The 24,455-nt window shown below is 36.4% G+C and carries 21 protein-coding genes; 7 read left to right on the top strand and 14 right to left on the bottom strand.

Annotation, left to right across the window (positions count from 1 at the left end; genetic code table 11):
* The first annotated feature begins 277 nt into the window (after nucleotides 1–277).
* Both ACSC97_RS00995 and ACSC97_RS00990 read left to right on the top strand, forming a co-directional pair.
* Nucleotides 278–1,144, top strand: a complete 867-nt coding sequence (locus tag ACSC97_RS00995; protein WP_436658795.1) for a ParA family protein — start codon at nucleotides 278–280, stop codon at nucleotides 1,142–1,144.
* A 92-nt stretch (nucleotides 1,145–1,236) separates the two neighbouring features.
* The gene (locus tag ACSC97_RS00990) at nucleotides 1,237–2,553 is read left to right on the top strand and encodes a hypothetical protein (RefSeq protein WP_436658793.1); all 1,317 of its coding nucleotides are present in this window, start codon (nucleotides 1,237–1,239) and stop codon (nucleotides 2,551–2,553) included.
* Between the two features lie 77 nt (nucleotides 2,554–2,630).
* On the opposite strand, the gene ACSC97_RS00985 is transcribed toward ACSC97_RS00990, so the two are convergent.
* The 10 genes from ACSC97_RS00985 to ACSC97_RS00940 form a co-directional block, all read right to left on the bottom strand.
* Entirely contained in the window at nucleotides 2,631–3,467 is an 837-nt protein-coding gene (locus tag ACSC97_RS00985; RefSeq protein ID WP_436658791.1) for a putative quorum-sensing-regulated virulence factor, read from the bottom strand.
* A gap of 233 nt (nucleotides 3,468–3,700) precedes the next feature.
* Entirely contained in the window at nucleotides 3,701–4,051 is a 351-nt protein-coding gene (locus tag ACSC97_RS00980) for a hypothetical protein (protein WP_436658789.1), read from the bottom strand.
* 223 nt (nucleotides 4,052–4,274) lie between these two features.
* A complete protein-coding gene (locus tag ACSC97_RS00975; RefSeq protein ID WP_436658787.1) occupies nucleotides 4,275–4,643 on the bottom strand; it encodes a hypothetical protein in 369 nt (122 codons plus the stop codon).
* Between the two features lie 202 nt (nucleotides 4,644–4,845).
* Nucleotides 4,846–5,892, bottom strand: coding sequence for a zincin-like metallopeptidase domain-containing protein (locus ACSC97_RS00970; protein WP_436658785.1), 1,047 nt, complete (start codon nucleotides 5,890–5,892; stop codon nucleotides 4,846–4,848).
* Nucleotides 5,893–6,159: 267 nt separating this feature from the next.
* On the bottom strand, nucleotides 6,160–7,230 hold the full coding sequence (locus ACSC97_RS00965; RefSeq protein ID WP_436658783.1) for a hypothetical protein: 1,071 nt from the start codon (nucleotides 7,228–7,230) through the stop codon (nucleotides 6,160–6,162).
* 238 nt (nucleotides 7,231–7,468) lie between these two features.
* Complete coding sequence (locus tag ACSC97_RS00960) at nucleotides 7,469–7,858, bottom strand: hypothetical protein (protein ID WP_436658781.1); 390 nt, start codon at nucleotides 7,856–7,858, stop codon at nucleotides 7,469–7,471.
* Nucleotides 7,859–8,754: 896 nt separating this feature from the next.
* The gene (locus tag ACSC97_RS00955) at nucleotides 8,755–9,195 is read right to left on the bottom strand and encodes a hypothetical protein (RefSeq protein WP_436658779.1); all 441 of its coding nucleotides are present in this window, start codon (nucleotides 9,193–9,195) and stop codon (nucleotides 8,755–8,757) included.
* A 202-nt stretch (nucleotides 9,196–9,397) separates the two neighbouring features.
* Nucleotides 9,398–9,805 (bottom strand): hypothetical protein, encoded by a 408-nt coding sequence (locus ACSC97_RS00950; protein ID WP_436658777.1) that lies wholly within the window; start codon nucleotides 9,803–9,805, stop codon nucleotides 9,398–9,400.
* A gap of 514 nt (nucleotides 9,806–10,319) precedes the next feature.
* A complete protein-coding gene (locus ACSC97_RS00945; RefSeq protein ID WP_436658775.1) occupies nucleotides 10,320–11,006 on the bottom strand; it encodes a hypothetical protein in 687 nt (228 codons plus the stop codon).
* Nucleotides 11,003–11,989 carry a tetratricopeptide repeat protein gene (locus tag ACSC97_RS00940; RefSeq protein ID WP_436658773.1) on the bottom strand — a complete coding sequence of 329 codons (987 nt, stop codon included), beginning with the start codon at nucleotides 11,987–11,989 and terminating at the stop codon, nucleotides 11,003–11,005. Before ACSC97_RS00940 ends, ACSC97_RS00945 begins: the two co-directional genes overlap by 4 nt.
* A 108-nt stretch (nucleotides 11,990–12,097) precedes the next feature.
* On the opposite strand from ACSC97_RS00940, the gene ACSC97_RS00935 reads away from it, so the two are divergent.
* The 5 genes from ACSC97_RS00935 to ACSC97_RS00915 all read left to right on the top strand — a co-directional run bounded on the left by ACSC97_RS00935 (nucleotide 12,098) and on the right by ACSC97_RS00915 (nucleotide 20,123).
* Nucleotides 12,098–15,091, top strand: a complete 2,994-nt coding sequence (locus ACSC97_RS00935) for a hypothetical protein (protein ID WP_436658771.1) — start codon at nucleotides 12,098–12,100, stop codon at nucleotides 15,089–15,091.
* Between the two features lies 1 nt (nucleotide 15,092).
* Nucleotides 15,093–16,883: a hypothetical protein gene (locus ACSC97_RS00930; RefSeq protein WP_436658769.1), complete on the top strand. Its 1,791-nt coding sequence runs from the start codon at nucleotides 15,093–15,095 to the stop codon at nucleotides 16,881–16,883.
* 18 nt (nucleotides 16,884–16,901) lie between these two features.
* Nucleotides 16,902–17,204 (top strand): hypothetical protein, encoded by a 303-nt coding sequence (locus tag ACSC97_RS00925; protein WP_436658767.1) that lies wholly within the window; start codon nucleotides 16,902–16,904, stop codon nucleotides 17,202–17,204.
* A 97-nt stretch (nucleotides 17,205–17,301) separates the two neighbouring features.
* The gene (locus ACSC97_RS00920) at nucleotides 17,302–17,913 is read left to right on the top strand and encodes a hypothetical protein (protein WP_436658765.1); all 612 of its coding nucleotides are present in this window, start codon (nucleotides 17,302–17,304) and stop codon (nucleotides 17,911–17,913) included.
* A gap of 419 nt (nucleotides 17,914–18,332) precedes the next feature.
* Nucleotides 18,333–20,123, top strand: a complete 1,791-nt coding sequence (locus tag ACSC97_RS00915; protein WP_436658763.1) for a 3'-5' exonuclease — start codon at nucleotides 18,333–18,335, stop codon at nucleotides 20,121–20,123.
* 59 nt (nucleotides 20,124–20,182) lie between these two features.
* Here ACSC97_RS00915 and ACSC97_RS00910 read toward each other — a convergent pair whose 3' ends face one another.
* The 4 genes from ACSC97_RS00910 to ACSC97_RS00895 are packed head-to-tail and all read right to left on the bottom strand — an operon-like array spanning nucleotide 20,183 to nucleotide 24,439.
* Nucleotides 20,183–21,772, bottom strand: a complete 1,590-nt coding sequence (locus ACSC97_RS00910) for a conjugal transfer protein TraH (RefSeq protein WP_436658761.1) — start codon at nucleotides 21,770–21,772, stop codon at nucleotides 20,183–20,185.
* Nucleotides 21,773–21,787: 15 nt separating this feature from the next.
* Nucleotides 21,788–22,945, bottom strand: a complete 1,158-nt coding sequence (gene traF, locus ACSC97_RS00905; RefSeq protein WP_436658759.1) for a conjugal transfer protein TraF — start codon at nucleotides 22,943–22,945, stop codon at nucleotides 21,788–21,790.
* Between the two features lie 13 nt (nucleotides 22,946–22,958).
* Nucleotides 22,959–23,570, bottom strand: a complete 612-nt coding sequence (gene lepB, locus ACSC97_RS00900; protein WP_436658757.1) for a signal peptidase I — start codon at nucleotides 23,568–23,570, stop codon at nucleotides 22,959–22,961.
* Between the two features lie 11 nt (nucleotides 23,571–23,581).
* The gene (locus ACSC97_RS00895; protein WP_436658755.1) at nucleotides 23,582–24,439 is read right to left on the bottom strand and encodes a hypothetical protein; all 858 of its coding nucleotides are present in this window, start codon (nucleotides 24,437–24,439) and stop codon (nucleotides 23,582–23,584) included.
* Nucleotides 24,440–24,455 lie beyond the last annotated feature (16 nt).

Raw genomic sequence — 24,455 nt, 5'->3', positions numbered from 1 at the left:
GATACAACTCCCCATAAATAGCGATCTACTTATTCCCTAGCTCCACACTCGCATAATCTAAAACTATAACTTTTTATCATTCCTGACACATACCAATCCCCGACTAAAACTCTTTATCAGGCAATAATCTGTATAAATAATATACATATTTTCAGTATTTTAACTTTTTTACAAAAAATGTAATAACTTTCAGTTTGAATCGTTTTAAATGTTTTGACTTGGGTGATTTTGTCGGTAATAATATTTTTAATTATTAATATTCACTTGGGAAACAAGCATGTCTAATGAAAAGGCTAAAATAATCGTCTTAGCAAACCAAAAAGGCGGTGCGGGAAAAACATCGGCAATCGTAAATTTAGCTAGTGCTTCTGTGTTTTGTGGCAAAGCGAATGTTTGTGTTCTTGATCTTGATCCACAGCGCAGTATCTCTTATTGGCAAGAAAAGCTCCGTAAAGAGCCTGAAAAACGCTACGACTACTTATTCCCCCAAGTTGTTGCTATCGAGCCAAACACAAAACCATCTACAGTGATTGAACTGCTACAAGGTTCTTTCCGTGAGATTTGGGTAGATACGGCGGGTTTCTTGGGTTACAACGATGATGTAGCACAGCAGTACCTTGAAGATGTTTTGCCTTATGCCGATATTATTGTTACGCCGTTACGTTCAGGGCCATTTGATGTTACTTCGACTGAACAAACAATTGAATATCTTGACGATGTGTTAAGTAACATTGGTTGTGATGACATTCCACGCCTACTTTTACGATCTGATATTCGTGGTGGCGATAAAGGATTAGATTTTCTTATAGCGCAATTAGAACCAATCCTTGAACAGCATCCTAAATGGAAATGTATTGATAGCTATATCCCTTCAAGTACGGCATTTTATAAAGCTATGGGGCGTGGTTGTAATGCCTTTGTACCTAAAAAGATTGAGCGTGTAGCAGAAGCAGCTATCACAGTCTATAAAGAGATTCAGGTTGCATTGGGTGAAGAATCTGAAATGGAAGCTCGTAAGCTCCTTGCGAAAACAATTAAAAATTTAGCATCTATTCGTCAAAGTGCAACTAAGGCAAAGAGAGATGATGATCTCAAGGCTCAAGATGATGATCTCAATGATCAAAATGATGATAGTGATGAATAAAATAAGCGATATGGCCGTATAGAAAAGAAGCTACCCCTACCCTGCACCACTCATTGCGGTAGGGTATAACGCTAACTTAGGAACCTATTAAAATGGCACAAGTTGATATACAAAAATTACTTAAGGATGCAAAAAACCCTCAAGGTAATCGGGTTATTGCAGAGTTTGGGGATGCTGAATCCAAATCTACACATAGCCTTCAACGTGATGAACGAAAGTTAATATCTGTTGATATTTCTAGTATTGGTGAACTTAACCTAGTCAGAACACACCTTCGGGAAAATGTGGTTAAAGAGCTTGCCACTCAATTCGATGAAAAAAAAATAGGGAATCAACAACGACCTTCGATTCGCCTTGTTAATCCCGATATTGATGGTGAAGTTCCTGAACATATTAAATATATAGTCGTACAAGGACACCATCGAATAGCAGCTATGAGATTAATAGCTGAAAAAGACCCTGAAAAATCTAAAGTTTGGAAGTTTGATTATCTTCCTACTGAACAATTTAAGTCTAAGTTGGATGTACTACGTTACCAAGTTGTAGAAAATACATCACGTGCGGGAATGAGCCTGTATGAGATTGGTCAAAGTGTATTACTTTGCAAGAGTGAGGGCATGACTAAGAATGTAGATATTTCTAAGTATCTCTATCAAAGCCCTGCTCGAATCTCACGTGCGCTTCGCTGTGTTGCTCTTATCCCTGCTACAGACATGAAAGAAATCGCTTCACTAGGATTGGATAGTGAAGATAGTCTTTTAAATATCGCTCGTATTATTGAACTTGACTGTGATTGGCGCATTCTCTTAAATAACGCCATAGATCAAGAGATTAAAGAGCAAGGTGAATTAACGTCACATCGTTCACGCCTATTAGCAAACATAATCTTTGAAATTGATCCTAAGAAGCAAGAAGCCCGAGAAAAGAAAGAGCAACAGAAGAAAGCTAAACTTGAGGCAGAAGCCTTAGAGAAAGCTAGACTTGAGGCAGAAGCTTTAGAGAAATCCGCAGTCGAGGAACCAAGTGCTACATCCTCACCTGTCACTCAAGATCAGGATAATTCAACTAAGGATGAAGATGATTACCCGACTTCAACACCTTTAGCGAATCAACAAAATGTGGGTGATGCTCAAACACCACCAAAAACCGCACCTAAACCTAATGACACAAACGCCGTAAATCGTGTTCAAGATGTTAAGGCTCAAGCGATTGATAACACCCATACTCAAATAACAGATGAACAAATCAAATGGTTTGTTATTGGTTTAAGCATTGGCTTAACTGATTCAGAGGCAGCAAACGACTTACAAGGTTTTATTGAGCGTTTGGATGTAGCTAAAATTGCAGAATTGCGTCAGCAGCTTGCCGACAATGAGCTTTATCACAGCTTAATTGAAAAGTTAAAATAAAAGGCTTTTTGTGCAATACATAAAGAAAAAAGCTAACTCGAAACTCTTTCGAGTTGGCTTTTATAAACTAAAGAATATTATTCTTTAGCTTCTGTCCGAGATTTTATGACAGGACGCTTAATAATAGTGTAGCGATAGCCTTTACTATTAGTACCATGAAAATCAATGGTAGCTTTAAGCGTGAGTTTGTCGCCAATCTCACCTAGATATTTACTCCCCGAATAAATGATAGATTCACCATTCGGGCCATGCATGGATGTTTTGATAATATCACCATATTCACCCATTGAAATAGAAACTGCACGTATAGTTAAATCCATTTCCACACGCTCTTTTAAAACACCAAAGTGTTTGGAATCGTCTATACGCTTTTGACGCAAAGCGATTAAGCCTTTATCAATTGCATGGATCATTGCTCGTTCAGCAGCGAACTGCATCAAAGAAATTTGACCTTCTTTTATTTCGGCTTTTTGATCAGCCAACCATAAAACATAACCATCGGGTAAGCTATAAATAAGCTGACCTTGATGTTTACCAAAAGGCATTTTCCCTTGTTCTAGCAACTCTAAACCTTCAAGAATATAACGAGGAACGCCGTTAGGACAGCGTTTACGAGTGACGTTATATTCAGGCTCTAAATCAATTGAAACTATTGAATCAGGATCATTACGATCCTGATTTTTTTGTTCAATAATCTCAAAGTATGCTTTTGCTGAACGGATAGCATCACCCTCGTCAATAGCAAGGTTTTTAAGATACTGATCATACGAACCTAAAGCTGTAGTAGTACGACAACGCAAGGTGTAGAAAACAGCATCTTTACCCACCGATATATAAAACGTGCGATTAACACGTTTTGGATACAATGACGCTAAAGTTGCAGTTTGCACAGCAGTTTGAGTAAAGTTTGACATGATATAGCTCCGATTAACGCTCGGATGACGAAGAAAATCCCAAATTTTCTTCACCACCAAACGCCAACTAAAAAATAATTAACGATTAAATTTGGTAAAGAAAACTAATATTGGGAAGTTTCCTGTCTGTATATTAGGTGCTTTTTTATACCCATGCAATAACGGCGCAAAAAAAAGCTAATCCTCGAAAGAATTAGCTTTTATAATTGATCATAGTGAGTGATCAATTCTGATTAATCTTCAAATAGTGACCTGAATGCTAAAAACACACCAATCATAGCCAAGACAAAGAAAACGATTTGCGCTAGGAAATAGAATCCTGTAACGAAATCGTTTGCAAATGCATTGTGGCTAAGTTGTGAAGCATAACGATTACAAAACTCGCTAATGAGTAGCAGACTTAAGCTGCTAACAAAAAAGAAAGCGAATTTTGGTTTCACATATATCGCTAATAGCATATAGCAAACCAATACAGTAATAGCTGCTAGAATCGGACGATTCACAGCAGTATATAGTGTTAATATTGCAAAAAATGTAGCAGGAACGGTAGATGGAATGCCGTTATTTAGAACAAGGTTTTTCATATATTATATCTCCGATTGACGCTCGGATGACGAGGAAAGTTTTTTAAGCTTTCCTCGTCATAAACGTCAATCAAATTGATTAATGTTAATGGAAGGAAAACTTAAGAAATAAGTTCCTGTCGGTATATTAGTTTTTTTATTAGTTTCTTGCAATAAGGGCATAAAAAAAAGCTAACTCAAATAAATGAGTTAGCTTAGTAATTTAAAGTAGTGAAGCTTTAAATTATTGGTTGATAAGGTGTCCAATTACTCGCAAAGAGAACTTGTAAAAGGACACGTACATGGGGAGTAAAGCAATACTCGCCCAACCCGCAATTGGGATCAACGTATATGAAATAAACAGGAATACTAGCCAAGCAGCGACAAGTGATGACAACCAAAACCATCTCAAATCTTCAACCTTGAAAAATACGTGAGCAGTCAAATAAGACAGCAGAACATATAAAGGTGAAGCAAAGAGATAAAAGAATTTTTCGTTGATCAGAACTGTTGCCAAGATAACAACAAACCAAGAAAAAACAATCGTAAACTTGAAAGAACGATCATTTTTAGCCTGAACTGCTTTAACTTTTTTAACCTGAATATCAAACATGGTATAGCTCCGATTAATGCTCGGATGACAAGGAAAGTTACGTTTCCTTATCATTCCAAGCGGTTGAACATCTAGACAACTAGACTTGGGATAAGGAAAACTTGAGGTGTAAGTTTCCTAAAACAGACTTTAAATTTTTGGCCATTAAAAATCAAGAAAAAAAAAGCCAACTCGAAAGTCAGCTTTTGTAAATCACAGAAAGTTATTCTGTAACTTCTAGTTCAACTTCATCAGTTTCAGAAACAGAATCATCCAAAGAATCTAACGATTCAGGATAAAGCGTATTCCAAACATGAGAAGCTATTTTAGAAGCTTCCTTAATAGCAACTGCAAAGAAGTTTGGATCATCTTCTTTTGCTACATTTAGCCATCCGTTGATGTATCCCGCATGGCTATCTAAAGCAATTTTCTCAATGCCAAGCATTGAAGAACAGAAGATGGAACCTAGTTCAGCCACACATTCTTCACGTGCATAATCTATTGATCCAAAAGAATTTTTTTTCCAATCCGATCTTAAATCACGTGCAGTAGAATGGCAAAGTTCGTGGCACAAAGTGGCGATATAGCCTTCCTCTGTTTTAAATTCACTTACAGGTGGCATGTGAACTTCGTGAGTTGATGGTCGATAGAATGCTCTACCTTGTTGATCGTGAAAAACTTTACATTGCGTTTTTTCAGCGAACTCAAGACATAAATCTCTTTGTTCAGCCAAAGTTGGCAAAGTATTGTTAGATTCTTTAGGTTGCCAAACAGGATTACCCTCTTGATCAACGAAACACTCTAGGTTAAATACATAACTGTATTTAACCGCAAAATAACTGTTGTCAGGTGTCATTGGTTCATCTTTAGGTGGATAAACCAATTTACCATCAACTTCAATTTTCTTATGTTTACGGAACCAATACTCAATAAGAGTACCTTTTGAACCCGCAAGCATCGTCCAATTAAGTTCTTTTGCTTGTAAGAATGTGATCCATTCATTGCAACCACTACCACTGATCATATTGGCAAGCATTAAGCTACCAATATTTAAACCTTTATAAGCTTTACCGCTTACAAAGTTTTTATGTGGTCGAGCAACACCAAAAGGCATTACCCATTTTCCTGTAGCGAATTTTGCCTCTAATTCAGCAATCATGTTATCCATGATTGCCTTTTTTTCTTCCAAATATTTCTCTGCTTTAGCTGTTTTAGCAGTAGCAGAAGTTTTAGAAGATTTAGCAGCAGTAGTTTTAGAAACTTTAGACATGATATAGCTCCGATTAACGCTCGGATGACGAAGAAAATCCCAAATTTTCTTCACCACCAAACGCCAACTAAAAAATAATTAACGATTAAAATTTGGTAAAGAAAACTAATATTGGGAAGTTTCCTGTCTTTATATTAGGTTCTTTTTTATACCCATGCAATAACGGCGCAAAAAAAAAGCCAATCCTCGAAAGAATTAGCTTTGATAAACGATGATAGTGAAATCAAGGTTTTTGGTAAATTGTAAGATATAGGAATGGCAACAATGTTAGGAAACATAATCACCATCACACATAAACTCACAATATTCTCGATGCAATCTTAAAGCTTCATTCAAAGAATGAATGTCCTCAAGACGTTGAATGTCCGAATCCCCTTCTAAAAAGTGTCTTTTAAGAAGTAATGATTGACTAAGAATGTGAAATTCTTGAGCCAATAATTCAGGTGTTGGAAATTTTCGATCAAGAAGAAACTCTGCAATTGAAACAACAATATTGCGATAACGATCTGAAAGATCATCGTAAACAACATCTTCACCGACTAAAGAAGCCAAGTACACAGAGTAATTTGACGAATATTCAGAACCTTTAATAAGTTCTAAAAAAACATCATTGTCACAGTAAAGCTTTTGGCAGTCTGCAACAACATCCACGAATTGATCAACAGTAAGTGCTTTAAATGATCCTTTACGATCATAAGCATAATTGATCTGTTTTAAAGTAAACATAAAATCACTAGGACTATATGCATACTCTTTATTTAAACGAGAAAAATAAAACTCGCTAAATAAATTCGCAAATGGGAAATTACTCGATTTACGAAACCAAGCTTTAGAGGTAATTGCCTCAACTTGAAAATCACCGACCTTAAAACTACAACAAGCATTAAAAGCTTCTTGTAGGAATAAAACATCATTTAATGAATACGAATATTCATTAAGAATTGAATTAGATGCAACATAATCCAAGACCTTGTGATGTGTCCACCCAATAACAGACTTACCCTCTTTAATTGGATAAACTTTACGGCCACGATTATACAAACAATTCATTGTATAAACGTACAACGAATAAATACCGATTAATTGGTAAATATTCATATTTGGCAGTTTTGACCAATCAAAAGAAATTGATTCAATTGTTTTGGATGAACCAAATATTGAACCTAATGGAGTGAGGTCGGTCTTATATTGAAGCAAAGCCTCAACATTTAAACCATTTCTATTCAGATGGAAGATTGGACGCTGATTAACAGCACCACCTTGAACAAATTGAGTAAATAAAACACCCAATTCGGTAGATACAGGTTGTGCAGCAACAATAGCGATTGCATTAGACATAATATAGCTCCGATTGACGCTCGGATGACGAAGAAAAATTCCAAATTTTCTTCACCATCCAACGCCAAAACAAAAAAATGATTGACGAAAACATAGGTGAAAAAAATCTAAATTAAGAAGTTTCCTTGAGATTTATCTTACTGACTTAACTTGCATAAATCAATGATGTACTTTTCTTGGCCATAAAAAAAAGCCACTCAACGAATTGAATGGCTTTTATAAATTAATGTAGTGAACATTAATCTTGTGATGAATCTTCAAGTGAAATTCTGTCTTTAATTCTACGAATAAGATCAGGAATTAGAACGACAGGAAAGAATACGCCAAAGGCTAAGAATAAGTAGCTTAACCACTTATAAGTTATTGCAATTCCTGTGTCTATGTCGCTAAAAACATCAATTAGTTTAAATGCGACAAAAGGCGTTCCTATTAGGAACATTGCCATAAATAAAACTATAGCACCTACTTCTAAATCCCAACTACCTATCGCCATAAAGACGATAAATAAAAGACATCCCACAATAGCGAGTTTTAAGCCAAAGAAGAAAAATGGCGAAATGACTAAAGCGAGAAAAATTCCGAAAACAATTGAATCTTCGGTTGTTAAATTTGCGAGTAAGTTTTTCATTTGGATAGCTCCGAAAAAATCGGATGATCAAGAATTTTCATTCTTATCATCCGATGAATAAATGATAAGAATTAAAAAAAATTGTTGATCTAGGTTCGTTCTAATTACCGAGAAGAAAAACAGAATTTTCCATCTTTGGTAATTTTCAGTAATTTCTTACTGAATAGACCCTTAAGCCTTTTAAAATTTAATGCGGATTGTTCATCCTCAAAAAACTTTGAGTTTTCAATGGACGAGAAATTTCCTGAAATAATTTCAGAAAACTCCTGTTCAGAAACCAACCAAACTTTAGTTGTGCAAATGTTTGACATGATATAGCTCCGATTAACGCTCGGATGACGAAGAAAATTCTAAAATTTCCTTCACCATCTAAACGCCAACATAAAAAATTAACGATTAAAAATTTGGTGAAGAAAACTAAATAAGAGAGCTTTCTTAAATTTGATATTACTTATTTTTTGTACATTGTTCAATTAGTAAAAATAAAACATTTTAAAAATATTTCTGAATTAAAAAGGCCACAACAATTTGCATTGTCGTGGCCTATTGCTCGATGATGAGGTGGTGCGTACTTCCACCCACTTTTAAGCGATCAAAGTCTTATTCATCTTACATATATCCGATTAACGCTCGGATGACGATAAAAACCTAAATTTATTCCAAAATGTGACGCAGAGCTAACTTACATCACCATCCTTAAAGGAATAAACCTACTATCAGGTTTGTATGGATACATATTAACATCATTAAATATATACCACAATATTATATTTATCTATTCTATTGATTTTTATAAAATACGCCGTGTATTTTATTTTGTGATTTGTATATCTATTATTATCTTTACATGCTTCATGTAAAAAAAAACCAACTCGAAAAAGTTGGTTTTATTAAATCTAAAAAGTGATTTTAGACTTAGTATTAAAATAGATTTCTTTCAAGCAAATGAAAGTGTAAAGAATCCATAATGCGACTTTACCGTATGTACGACAAATCTCATTATTCACCGCCCAAAATGCAAAAGAAACTTTGGCATTGGTTAGCCTTTTTTTGAACTGAACATAATTATCCACGATAGTGAACAGAGTAATAGCCTCTCTTTCACCGTTTCGATATTGTTCAGCAAAACTCACGTTAGTACGTGGGTTTCTTACTGAATAAGGCAGAGAATTGTATTCTTTTTCCTTTTCCGCATTTTTTGTAAAACCACGCAAAAAAGCGAAAATCTTTGCAGCTAAAAGAACAGCAACATAAAACGTAGCAACCCAAAATACATCATAAATGAATGGGAAGTAGTAGGCTATCCAAATAACACTTGAAAACAATGACAAATACATAATATAGCTCCGATTAACGCTCGGATGACGAAGAAAATCCCAAATTTTCTTCACCACCAAACGCCAACTAAAAAATAATTAACGATTAAAATTTGGTAAAGAAAACTAATATTGGGAAGTTTCCTAATTGAGATATTAATAGCGCACTATTTTTTTTGCAATAAAAAACGTGCAGATCGCACGTTCTTTAAATTCGATAGGCTTAAGCTTTAATATCGCCGTGTGATTCTTTGATCTTAATCGTGTGCTTTTTACCATCCATGAAAAAGACGATAACACGGTTCTTGCTATCCACCCGAGAAATATCATTGGCAAACTTATTCACTTTTAAATAAGCATCTTCCAAATCAAATTCCTTGCCATGTTCAATGCAATATAAAAAATACTTCTTAGCAACCTTATCACGTGATGTTAGTGCGGGCTTAACATCACCTTTCATTGATTCGGGTTTCGTAAAAATCACAGAAAGGATGAAATAGAAAACTATTGTTATAAATGTAGCAGCCACTCCAAAGAAATAAAAAACTGCAATGAACAAACCAATTACGGCGATATTCCATAATGTAGTCATCCCCTGCTTCACCTGTTGATTCAATACTATTGCTGTCATCTTATATACTCACTATCAACAAATACACTCTTTTTTCTATACCTCACACAAGCCTTTATTAAATCTATCTTGTTTCGTGTGGTATATATAAATTATATTCGTCTTGTGTTTTATGTCAACAATAAACACTATATGTTGTGGTTTTGGCTTTGACAGAAGATGTGAGATTTTTGACACAAATCTTAGGATTGATACCTGAAATAAAAATGTATTTTTATTTTTATCATACACTTATGACAATAATCATCAGGAATAGTCTTAACTTACACGGCGAAATATCAGGATTAATCTTAAACTATATGACACAAGTAGATTGTGGGGGATTATCAAATTTCAGGCAAAAGTAAAGCTCAACAACAAGTGATGAGCTTTCTTTGGTGAGAACAATGTCCTCTGCAAAATATAAAAATAGGTTAAAAACCCTAATATACTTTGTCCACGTTCATTCAACCTAATGCTGAATGACTAGAATGTAAATCAATTATGCCACATCAATCCCGACTATAAAAGCGGTTTAGATCGCAATATCAAGATTTTGAATCTCTATTTCAGGTTCAAAAAACTGTAAGTGGCTTGTAGCGGGTAACTCTCTCGTAAAGTACGGAAGAATTTTACCCTTACGCTCATAATCGGTATGCACATTAAAGAATTTAAGCTGATTGTCTTTGGTTAAGACCATATCGCAAGACACGACATAACCAAGTGTTTGTAGTGCTTTACGTGCATGGCTCTGATACTTATAGAACTGTTTGTCATGCGACACAAAGTTCCTTATGCGTGGATACATCACCATCCCAACAATCAAACCATTATGTAATGCCACCCATGCGTGTGCGATCAACTTAGCATCTAGATATTTTTTCTGATGTTGATTAGGGGGAACTATGTCACCCTCTTTAGAAACAAGGTTATGAGCAAGGAAGCGTTTTTTACACTTCTGAAAATTATAAAACTTATGTTTCACTAATGGTTTTTCAACTGCTGATGTAACCTCTACATTCACAGTACCATCTTCATGTAAACACAATTGCCCTGATGTAATACTTCTAATACGATCTAAACCCAACACATCATTTAACTTGTTCATCGTGAATGTGCGTTGCTGTTTATTCAAATGCTTTGTATTAGGAAGCATGACACACGAAAGGATTTCTGTCTTTTTGACACAGATCAGGAAAATACTTTTTGTCTTTTTCATCATTCAATAATATTCCCTGCATCAAGAACAGGCTTGGTTGTATCAATCTTACGATAAACCAATGATGATACGTTACCCGCATTCGCAATTCGATAGTTGTCCTTGCCTCGTTTAATATCATCTTGGGTTGGGTTGTAAGCCTTATACATCTTGATTGCCAATTGGCGATATTGATTGGTTGTATTCTTTGAGTTCAGCATGACCTCTAGGTAATACACCATTGTAGCTAAACTCTTGCTTAATACGATCCCCTCTGCTGCTAATCGTGCGAGAGTATATGATGCTTCTAAGTCACCTTGTTTAGAGGCGATTGTCAAAATGTTAATTACTCGTTTTGCTTCTTCGGGCTTAAGGCGAATCTTGGTTACGTTTAAAATACCGAATCTTGTTTTACATTGAACGAGATAATTCACGTTTAAACAGCGTGTATATTGCTGTATCGCTTGTGGGTACTGTACGTTCTTTTCCATAAGCTGACCACGCATGTAATATGCACGATACATTCCTTGCCCTGCTGCTAAGGCAAACAACTTGTCGGCTGTATCAAGGTTTTGAGGAACACCTCGACCATTCAAATAAAGAATACCTAAGTTGTATATTGCTGCTGCATCATTCGCTTGTGCTGCTCTTTGCCAATATTGACCCGCCTTAGTTGAATCTGTCTTAATCAGTTTGGGTTCCTGATCCAAGATATAACCACTTAGAACCAATGAAGCAGCATGACCACGTTTCACTAATTTTTCTAATTCGGGTAACGCCGTTTTGTCGTGATCTTCTAGTAATCGCTTTCTTAGCTTTGTGTAAATAACAGAATCGGGCGCAAATTTTGAGTTATCCATTGTCGGAAGTTCGGGCAACCAACTTGGGCGTTCTAATAACTTGTTAGAATTTGGCTCAATCGGAGCAGCGTAGGTGATACCGCCATGTATTAATGAACCCGCCATCAACACAAATGACGCTACGATACCCTTCTTTATCTGTAACATCGTTTAATTACCCAATAATAATTTTATTTTATTTTATATTTATGTTTGATGTTTTTCTATATTCCATAATAAAATATTTTTTAATCATTTCTATTTTGTTTATGCGCCATGTACAAAACATTTGAGTTATTTTATAAATCTCTATATATCATTGCGTTTTGGTCTGTAATATTTTTCATTCTTGAAACAAGAAAAATTAACGAATCATTCTTAGATGTTGCAACATCGACTTTACTTGGTTGGTGCTTGTTCTTTATTGTGTTTAGCTTGTTTACACTCTTTATCTCAAGTAGCTTCCACCTTGAAACAGAAAAAAATAAGAAAAGCATTACAGGTGGTGTGGTTGAAGATGGAATGAAGTTTTCTGTCGGTGGCCATATTAAGTTTTTAGATTTATTACCCCCATCACTTTCTATTGAATCGAATATTCTTAATGATTATTCAAATAAAATACCCAATGAGCAGAAAATCCGTGATGCTCAAAAACAAAGCCTAGCCATTAATGAATTATTAACCCATGAGGAAGATTTATCTTTTTCTGAAAAAGAAACCTTTTTAAAGAATGAGGGGGATGGTGCTAACATTTACGTGAATGAGGTGACAGAAACTCCTCTACAAGCCCTTACAGATGAAGAAGTTGTTAATAAAATGCTTAGTGGCTTTGAGGGCCAATCAAAAGAAGATATTGAGCGTGAAGCTAATGAGGTTGTCCAAGTAGAAACCCTTTCCGACTTAGATAAATCTCGGAGTATCACCAAAGGGATTCTTTTCTACCAATATCAATTTAATGCCCTATTGAGTTATGTCGTAAACAAAAAGATTGATGAATTTAATAAAGACATTAAGAAAAACAAAATCAAGGTAAATGGCAAAGTTATCTCTAGCGCAGAGCGTGATAAACGCCTCGCCGTGTTAGTCGATGAAGCAGCCGAGCTTAAAGCTAAGATTGAAGTCACTATTAAACAAGTATTAGACACCTTACCAAAATTTACATATAGCGGTATCGTGAGTACGACACCCGCAATTAAGCCTCGTAAGCAGTTAGACCTCAAACACTATCAGCTTGTTATCTTTACAGCCTTATTCCCTTATATTTCTTGGTTCGATCTACGCTCACATAGATCACTAAATACGATTGATCCTGAAAAAATCAAAGATTTCATGGAAAATCTTACCGAAGAAGAAAAACTTAAGCTCAACAAAAAAGAGTTGGGTTTAAGTTTGCGTGATAAGCGTGTGCTTTGGAGCGCACGTAAAATGTATGACGTATATCTAAACCGTGATAAGGATATTGTTGAAAAAGGCTTTAGCCCATTTAACATGCCAATCTCTATTGATGAAAACGGCGAAATGTATAACCCACTAGAGGAAACAGTTGCTCTATGTGAGTTATTGCGACAAGCACTAAACACTCAACCTGTCGCATTAGAAAAACCAAAACCAAGAGTTAAATACCACGTACTGAATGACATGGATATTATGGGCCTTGTCACTTCAATCTTTTATGAAAAAAATCGGTTTATCCAAACCCAAACTCAAGATCGTATCGGCTTAATTCGTGATGGTTATATCTATCTCGACATGGATTCATTTATTCCTAAATTTAATGGTCGCCTAAGTCAGCGTTTCCCTCACTACGCCAACTTAAAAGATTACAACGAGGCAATTTTTAACTTCTATAAACGATTAGTGAATATGAATCTCTTGGCTATGCGTGAACTAAGACCAAGTGATAGTCATATCGAAATCTATGACTTTAAAACCAATGGCGAGTTGTTTACGATCCGTTGGGATTACCCTAAAGGTGCTACTGTCACCATCAAGAACACGCTCATTATCCATGCTGCTCAATTGTTCCATGATCTTCAACAGCAGTTCCAAGATACTGTCGCAACACCTACTTTTGAGGGTGTAAGCGAGTTCTTTGCAATTCCAAACTCGCAACACATGCTCATTGTTAAGGATGCGATTCAAAAGCGTGAGGAATTGGAAAAACAGCAAAAGGCTCTTGATGCAACAGTTAAGAAAGATGCCGATAAGCAGAATCAAAGAGGCACAGAAAATGCCAATGATTTTGATGGAATGAATGCTAATTCAGAAGAACCAACTACAGAGCCAAAAAACACTACACCAAGCAATCCTAAAAACACTAATTCAGGTGTTACAGGTGGTGCAAATGGCAAAGGCTTAGAATTAGATGTTACCCCTGATATTGAGCAGTATATTGAATCAAACCCTCAAGCGTTATTAGAGGTCAATCAAGGGGCCATAAACCAAGAGAAATACAATATTATTGATGCTGATAAGAACATCAACTTACAACATCAAGTCTTATCCCTACACAAGATTGAGAAGAAAGATCGTAACAACCCTCAAGATAGCTCTAGAGTTTTTGTTATCTATAAGAAGAAGCAAAAAGAACTCTTTACCCTTAAGTATGATCGTGGTCGTGTGGATGAGTATGCAAAAACAATTGATCTCACCATCATTAAACTACTCCACTCTATACATAAAGGCATGAGCGTAGGTTTACCCCTAAGAAATATTAATAAGCTCCCTAATTCATCAAGTAGAGGCATTGCTATTGATGGTAATCACATCCACAAGATATTTGACCTCTATGAACAAATGGCTATGTTCTCTAAGAAAGGTAGCTCTAATCTTTGGCGAGTAAGCAAACAAGAATTTATCAATAATGCTGATGATAAGTTTGGTGAAACTTACGACCAAATCGCCGTGATTGAGTGTGTTCAGATCACAGACACACAAGAAGAATACTTGGTGAAAAAACTCAAAAATGACCTTTGGGATGCCAAAAAAGCTAAAGCCTTATTTCAGATGCTTAGTCACAAGTTAATCGAAATTGAACCACAACATAGTCGCCTAAAAATCAATTATGACAGACAGGGAGCGTTCTTTATTATGCCGAAACGAAATCTAGGTCGTTTACATCGGGTTGGTTTAGAAATTAATAGCTTTCTCACTTACGTGAATCAGTATTCAGATGAGATTCCACAAGACATGCAACGGTTCGCTAATGCATTAGATTCAATCATTATCAAAGAAGAACCTTACATCAAAGTTAATCTCATTGAGGGTTAAAATGAAAAAATTATTTAGTTCTTGGAACCGATTGGCGAACATTCAAAGAAATTTCAATATGACCGATTTGCGTCATCTTGCTTTGGGTGGACGTAGTGATGGTTGGATGCTGTTTTTCTTTATCGTGGGCTGTGTTGCTGCTAATCCATTCTTTATTGAAAACATCTACTATCGTATTTGTATCATTGTTATATGTGCTATTCCTTGCGCTATTTTAGCCTTCTATAACAAGATTAAGTTTTTCTTTGAAAAAGAGTTTATGTTTGAACCCATCATGGAACAAGATAGAGCTAGGCCATTCCAAATGGTATCTAGTGATACGATTGGAACCGTAGAAGATAATGCAGGGAAAGGTATTTGCATGGGTTATACCACAGATACAGGTGAGCCTGTATTTATCCCATACAGCCATATTTCACAGCATATCTCTATCAATGGATCAACAGGTACAGGGAAATCCGTTCTTGCAGCCTCAATGATGGCTCAACAGATGCGTAACGGCGGTGGCTTATGCTTTATTGATGGTAAGTTATCAAATAAGGAACTCTTGGCTGTATGGCAACTCGCTTGTTGGGCGGGCCGAGAGCTTGATCTACTTATTATTAATGCAGGGAACCCCGCTTTTTCTAATTCGTATAACCCAATCTTACAGGGTGATGCTCAAGAAGTATCAAGCCGAATTATGATGCTTCTACCTGACACAACAGGCAATGCAGCAGCAGATCACTATCGTAGTTCCGCACTTGTTGCTCTACAAACCATTATTGGTGCTTTCCAATGTATGAAACTACCATACTCGTTTGTAGATATTAATGCGGTGATTTCTGATATGGATGCTCTAACCCATATTCAGCATAAATTACTTATTGAGTACCCCGATGCTAGTGAAACAAAAGCATGGCAAAGCTTAATGAAGAACTATACCAAAGATGGTTTTTTTAACTTTGATAAGTTTACTGAACGGTTATCAGGTCTTGCAGGGCGTTTATCACAATTCGCAGAGGGTACGTTTGGTCAGGTCATGGGAACCTACAACCCTGAAATTGATTTTGAGCAATGTATTCTACAAAACAAGATCATCTATGTGATGCTCCCGACTATGGCTAAAAATGAGCAATCAGTCGCCCTAGCTAAGATTATTATTGCTGATATTCGTACCGCTATTTCGCACTTTCAGGCACTTCCCGCAGATAAACTACCTAACCCGCCGTTTATGATTATCCCTGACGAGGCAGGATCGTATATTGATGAGCATGGTTGGGGGCGGATATTTGAGCAAGCTCGAAGCAGTAGGATTTTCCTCTCTCCATGTTACCAAACATACGCAAACCTTAAGCCTAATGGCTTAGAAACACTGTCAGAAGTGGTTATGGGTAACACCTTGTTCAAAGTGTTCTTTAAGCAATTATCTACCCTTTCAGCACAACAGGCAGCAGATGAGATCGGAACGTATAAGGATACAACTTGGTCTATTGGTACAGGTGAGGGTAAAAGTCGAAGCGGTGATGAAGTCGATACCAACCCGATTCAAAATCAAGGTGACAATCGTGCGTTAAACATCACGCAGCGAGAAGAAGAAGTTTACCATGTGAAACCTGAACAGTTTAAATACATCCCTATTGGTGACTGCATCATGTATTACGGCGGTACTCACTTGTATCACTTACGTGTTCCTTTATCTGAACTCACTCCTGATGCCATGAAAGAATTTGGGCCTGTTCAATTTAATCACTATGCAATGGATGAACTTGAGGGATTAAACCTCATTGAAGTTATCCATAATTCAGTCTAGCGAAAATGGGTGTGAACTATGTTTGATACTGTCGGTATTCAATTGTTCCTAGTAGCTCTAATCGCTGCTTTGCTACTCATTTTAATTATTAAACCATTGAGGGAGTTATTCTTTTGGTTCATTAAAGACATTGTTATCCCTTGTGGTACTTGGCTAATGCGTTATGTGCTTTTATTTGGACTAAAGGCAGTCAAGAACATCTTAATTGGTCATTTGGAAATAGCCAAAAATATGCTTTACCCACGAAGCATTATCTTTGTGAATTTGGACGATCAACGTAAAGACCGTGATAAAGCCATGAACCGTAAGAAAGGGAAATAACTTTCCTTTCTTACAATAAATATCTATTTGATATTCACCGATCCATAGGATCGCAATTAATACTTAAAATGCGTTAGATCGCAAATAGGAATTTCTAATGAAACTTAAATACTTACTTATCGCTGTTCCATTTGTTTTTGTTGGATGTGGTCAAAAACAAGATCGTTCTCAAGAACAAGCTCAAGCCCAAGCACAGGCGCAAGAAATGAACCAAGCTCAAGCCCAAGCACAGGCAGAGCAACCAACTCAAAACCCACAATTACAAGCTTCTCTACAAAATATTAAAAGCGGTTTAATTGAGTTATCAAAACGCCAAGACCCGCAAGTTTCACAAATTTATGCTGAAATTGGGCGTTTACAGCAAAAAGGCGTTGCTAATGCACAAGAACTTGATGCAGTTCAAAATACGATTAATAGCCACCTTGCACAGCTTCCGACTACAAGTGCGGGTGTTGCTCAAGGTGCTGATGGTAATTCATCACAGATCGTTCAAGATATTAACCGTAGCATGGGTAATGCTCCACAAGGCGATCAGCAACCTGCTCCACAAGGTACAACAACTAGCGACCCTCAAATCGAACAATTAATTGTGAATTTAAGCAAACAAAACAGCCCGAAACTTGAAGCTGTATTAACGGCGTATCAAAACGCAAAAGCCGATGGTATCACCCCTCAAGAACGTGCCAACATTCTAAAATTGGCTCAATAACCTCGCCAATATCCAAACAATATGGTGTTATCCATATTGTTTGGGTAAAAATAAGGCAATATGTTTCCATTTGTTTCAATTGATCACAAAACAACCAAATAAATTTAAGCCAATAAAAGACTGTTTTTTAATCATTATTTACTTTTCCCTTGTCATTTCCCTGTATTTATCCGCTAATTTTGTGAATATCTTTCTTTAAATTAAAGCTCAAAGAATAGACTTTATCTGTCTTGTATGTTAGTTCCTATTGATTAAATAGCTTAGTTTTTTTTACTGTATTTGTGCAGAGTTTATTTAGGCTTAATATTTCGCAAATTATCGCTTTATTCATACACTTAGCCAAATACAAAAAAGATGATTTATTTCTATATGTGTGGTATATTTGCTGTATTGAAAATAGAATTACAGTAGGATTTGGTATGGCTGAATTATCAAAAGATGTGCGTGAACAACTTTCTGAATTGGTGAATAAACCAACTCCTGAACAGGAAAATTGTCTTGCACACGCCTTAGATATGCAGCCATTTAAAATGACTGCTTATGCGGGTACAGGAAAAACATCAACACTTACTATTGTGAGTAAGGTTTTAGGCAAAAAAGGGTTAAAAGGTCTTTATATTGCCTTTAATAAATCTATTGCAGTAGAGGCGAGTTCACGTTTCGACCCAAGCGTTAAATGTGTGACATTCAATGCTTTAGCGTTCCGAAGTGTGCCAATTAAAATCAGTACCAAAATTAAAAATCCTCGTAATTACCCAAAACAATTAGCAGAGATATATGGATTATCAACCGAATATTGCAAATACTCTGAAAACCATTTGCAAGAAATTAAAAACCGTTCATTGAAGTCTTATTACAATGTTATTGAGCAAGGCTCTAAGAACCGTGTAACAGGTGCAATGAAGATGCAAATCGTGAATGAGGCTATATTCCGTTATTGCAAATCAGATTCTAAGGAAATAACACTTGACCACTTCCGTTGCCCTGATTGGATGAATCATTCTGATTTTGATTTCTTGTCTGCTAAATTGCTTCCTGTGGCTCAAAACCGTTGGAACGACTTAATCAGCACTGATAACGCATTCAATATTCCACATGATGTTTATGTGAAATATTGGGCCTTAACCGACCCTCAAATTAGTGGTTACGACTACATTATGATGGATGAAGTTCAGGACGCAGATAAGTTAATGAGTGCGATCTTACAGTCGCAAAAAACACCTGTTTTTTATGTCGGGGATAGTCACCAATCCATCTATGGTTTTCGTGGAGCTATTAACACGATTAAGAACCTTGATCTCAAAGATGCTCGTTTAACACAGTCATTCCGCTTTGGTGAACAAATTGCAAATTACGCAAATAGCATCCTATCGTTACTTGGTGAAACTACCCCACTAATCGGGAACCCAAAGGTTGAATCAGGTGTTTACTTGCAACATGGTGATGGAGTTGAAGTTGATGCTATCCTTTGCCGAACCAACAAGGGTGCTTTCAGCGAGTTCATGCTTCAAACCAAGCTTAACCCTGATCGCAAATTTGCAATGGTTGCTGACATTAAGGAAATCCGTAGTTGGCTCGAAGCTGCACAAATGTTGCAAGACAAAAAAACAGTCAATCACCCCGACTTAAGCTTTTTTACAACATGGGATGAGGTACTTGAATATACGCAGTTAAACAAAGCTGATAATGATTTCAACTACATGGTTAGCCTGTTAGATCACTTTGGTAATGATTTTAAGCAGTTGTTCTCTATCCTGAATAACCTAAATGAAAATGAAGATGATGCAGACACGGTTATCTCAACCATCCATAAATCCAAAGGCCGAGAATGGGATCGGGTTTTATTGTCTAGCGACTTTAATCTTGAGCTTATGACTGATAAGTTTGCAGGGATTAATAACCGTGCAGAATCACTAGCATCTTGGAAATCTGAAAATCCAAATGTGTACATTGAAAATTGGGAAATTGTTGATTTTCCTGAATCACTTACACTTTACCCAAGAGAGAATGAAGTTATTGAGGGGCAATTAGAGAAGTACCTCACTCTAAATCCAAAAATGGCTGAACAACGCTTTCGGATTATGGATATTCTAGATGAAGAATTGCGCCTTATTTATGTTGCTGTTACCCGAGCTAAAAAGGCGTTATATGCAAAGAATCTTACTGACTTCTTTGTTTTAATTAAGAAGTTAGAAGAAAACCTAGATTGAAATTTATAGGCAATAAAAAAGGCAACTTTTAGTAAGTTGCCTTTTTTTATGACCAATCGTTACCGAGCAGCACCCGCATAAGGTGAAATAGGTAATGATGATGCTTCAATTGAAGCTCTCATTAATGTCGCATACATTTGAAGCGAGTTTGAAATATCAAATTCCAACGGCGGTTGATTACGATAAGTATTTAACGCATCTTCAAAAGCTTTGATGTTGGCATCGTAGTTTTGCGGTTTTACAGTGGAAATATTTGTACCGTTATATAAACCTTTTGATGCACTCAAAACAGCCTCACCCAATTTAATTGCTTGGGTGCGCTCTGTTACCATCCGTAATTTTTCACTTAAAGTTGCAGCCATATATGGTTGTGCTGCAAGTGGGGCAATATAAGTTGGTATTGAGAAAGGATCGTTCATTGAGAAACGCAGTTCCCCTTCATTTAAAGTTGAGTTAGCAACCATTGATTTACCAATGATGCCATTATTTCTACCATTGCTTATTTGAGCAAGGATACTCTCAATTGGTTGTTCATCAGGCGAATCAATATTGTAAAAAACTTTATTTAGATTTGCACGAATGCCTTTATAGAATGCACTCAACTTTGTCGAAACAAGCTTATTACAGGCGTTTTCATCATCCGTTTGAAAACCGTTGTCTTTTGCACAATAGAAATAACGATCATCGTTTTTATCAGGTGCGATCAAATCATTAAATTTCAATACCGAATCATAAGTTTTGGTTTTTGGCTCACAAGCACCCGCACCACCTTCACATTTATCATCAAGAGGTTGCTCATTCTCATAAACCGTTGTTCCTGTTAGGTTCATAATTAACATACGAGCTTCAAATTTTGTTTGCTCATCTTCTTCCTGACCATCAGGAATTATGGCTTTTTCATTACGGTTAGCTACCATTGCACGATATGCAGGGTTTCCGTAATACGGATTTTTTTTCACCTCTTTATCGGTACGAGTTTCATTCGTCCCATTTTCTTTTCCTGTTAAAGCAGCCCAACCTGTTTTCCATCGTCTTGCAACACCTGTGAAATAATCCTCATCATCACCATTTTCAGTGCCTTTTAACTGTTTAAAGCTTTCAGTTAATGAACCCATCATGTCACCCGATGATGCGATTTGGAAAATCTTTCGAGCAGCTTCACATGAGTTTTTCAAAGCAGCATTCATTTGTTGAAGCTTATTCGACCACACGCTCAACATTGATGATAATGGCTGACTAATGGCGTTAATACCTAATTGGAACAACAAACCCAACGCATTTTGAGCAACAGCACGTAATAAGGCAGTTAGCTCTTTCGCATTAATGAAAGAGAAGCTACCACCAAATAGGTTGATCCCGCCACATCCCGCACTCGCTCTTGGAATATCTAATGATGCAATATTAATTGGCTTGATCGGCACACGCCCTACAAAAGAACCACCACTCACAACACCTCGTTGCTGTGCTGAAAAGTAGCCCGCACCTGTGGTATTGGTGTACATATCACCCATAAAGTCATCAAGAAATCCCGCATTACCTACGCCGACTTGACTACTTAAGCCTACAACAGTTGCTAATAATGCACCAATTCGCATAGAGCGAACTTGTGATGGTATAGCACCCAATTTAAATTCAGTTACGTCTTTCATATATGCTACCTATCATTAATAGCCCATTGTCTGCTGTATCAGATCAACAATTTTGCTTGGGTCTTTATCTAAATCACTCTGTACTTTTTCCATCTTCTTCATTTCATCAGGTGTTAATACCCCTTTCTCATACGGATTCAGAAGTTTTTTCATGTCTTTTGACACAACATTGTATTTGTCAGCGACTAATAAAATTCGATTGGTTAAAGCCCCACTCGACATTAAACCCTGACTAATCACATAAAAGTTGTTAGGTGGAGCCAACATTACAATTGATGGTGTGATCCGAATACGCAAAGTTTTAGCTTGACCACGATCAGGATATACAACCTCATTCGGTGGCATATTTGATAAACGATTTCCATCTGTTGATATATTCATAACCTTGAAGTTATGAGCAATTTTTAAGTCTTGTAAGTATTGATATTGTGCCACACAAAATGAGCATGTTGAATCAAAAATGAACCACAACCCTACATTTTTAGACAGATAATCAAGTACCTTTTTCTCGTTTTCAGCATTCTCTCTTGTGAAAACACGGTTCGCAGCGTTATCAATTGGAACCCGACTATTTTCATCCAATAATGGATCAAGTTGAGTGATTGTTGTCGCAGCGTTTGCAAAGTTTTGAGCCTTATCTAGCACAACTTTTTGTGCATACATATAAGCTTGAGTTTCTTTACTTGGATTACCTTTCTCATCATAAGGACGATCCATTGCAGCTTGAAGCATTTGTGGCATTTTGGCTTTTAGCCATTCTGCTGACATAGGCTTGGCTGTTGGTTCTGTTGCTTGCATGACAATAGGCTGATTAAGCAACCCTGTCTTTTCATCACGAATATCAACTCGTCTAGGTTGATTATCACCAATATTTACAACATTATTTGTTGGTTGTTGCTGCTGCTGTTGCTGTTGCTGTTGCTGTTGCTGTTGTTTGAGAATTATTGCCTCTTGTTGCTTCTTTAAAGCCTCAAGTTTCTTTTTCCGTTCAGCTTCTTGATCTTCATACCAATACCACCCTTCACTACGTCTATCGTAGAAGTTAGGTGATTGTTGTGTGCTAGGTTGGTTTTTTATAGCCTCTTTACGTTGCTCTGAAATATCTGCATTTGTTGCAGTATTCAAAGCAAGCAAAGATAACAAGCATAACGTGGTCTTTTTAAACTTCATCATTCAACCACCTACCTTAGAATAAAATTGGCGTAGCCAAATTAATCTTAACATTCTGTTTTATTGGTAAATAACCCCAATAGCGACTGTCATAAGATCGCTCATAACTACCCATAACGAACAAGGCGTTTTGAGGAATGATGTAATCCTGTTGAATCTCGGCTTCGGTCTTGTGTAATTTCACCAATGCCTCTGCATGGATTTGTCCATACTTTTTTCCATTCACAAGCACATCCATACCAACAACCTGAACGTGATCACCTTGTTTTCCAATCACCTTTTTAATGATTGATACATTGCGACTAATGTGTGGTTCCATCTTGTCTGTATGGAACATGATGTATTGGCCACGCTGTAGCTGATCGTAAGAGATATAATTTTTCTTAACCGAGAAGAAGATATGCTCATTTGAGGAAATATTACTTAAATCAACACCTAAGCTATATTTATTCGAGAAAGCAACAAAGTAGTATTTAAAGAAAACGATAAAGCCAAAGAATATCGCTATCGTCCATAAAACTGCTAATTGCTTACCTTTGGTTGCTTTAGCAATTTCACCAAAAAAGTTGGTGAAATTTTTAAAGATCATCCCGAGATAAAGAGAAAATTTAGATTTTTTAATATCCATATACCCCCCAATTACTCAACATCAATCGACTGACCATTTGGATTAGTCATTACATCTGATTGTTGTAATTGTTGTTCAGCAGCTTGATTGGCTTTAAATAAAGAATCGGTTTGAGCTTGTTGTGCAACTTGTCCAATATTTGCATTTGAGAAATTCCGCAATGCGTCATATTTCTGAACACTGTTGTAATTAATATCAAACTCATTAGGGCTTACAGGCGGGATACCCATTTCTTTAAGAATATCTAAAGTCACATCTTGATCGTCATTTACAGCATAAATTGCTGATCTATCCATCACGACATAACCTCTATCTGTATAACCCTCAATCACACGGCGCAAATTATCACGATACTTGTTGGCGTATTCTTGGGATTGTTCAGCAGAAAGTTTTTTATGCACCGCATCCACAGTCGCAGAAGTGGCAAGTTTATCCATATTGATTACGATTACTTTTGATCCACTTGAAAACGATGGAAGTTTTAAATAACCGAGATAATTTAGAACACCAAGTACCGCAGCCAAAATAAACACACCAAAGCCTATCGTCCAATAACGATTTTCCTTTTCCTTTTTACTGTAGTATTCGTGCAACTGATCTTTAATATTCAGGTTTGAACTAATCTTTGAAACAAGCACTTTGTACGATAAGTTAGTCTTGTTTTTCTTTAAGTAATCAACAAAATCCAAAAGGCTGATATTTGTTTTTTTAGCGTCATTGAGTTCCTGTACACTAAAATTAACAACTGTTTCCTCGCCCTCACTTAGCGTTTCAGGGCTTACAACACCTTGTATGATTTGCAAGAATTTAGTCTTGTCATACTTGCCATCAACATACGCATCTTCAAAAATCTTATCGTTAATATTCATCACTTGTTACCTAAAT

The organism is Acinetobacter sp. P1(2025) (genome assembly GCF_051390655.1).
Classification (GTDB): domain Bacteria; phylum Pseudomonadota; class Gammaproteobacteria; order Pseudomonadales; family Moraxellaceae; genus Acinetobacter; species Acinetobacter junii.
Note: the sequence above shows the minus strand (reverse complement) of the source record. Positions and strands in the feature narration are given on the sequence as shown.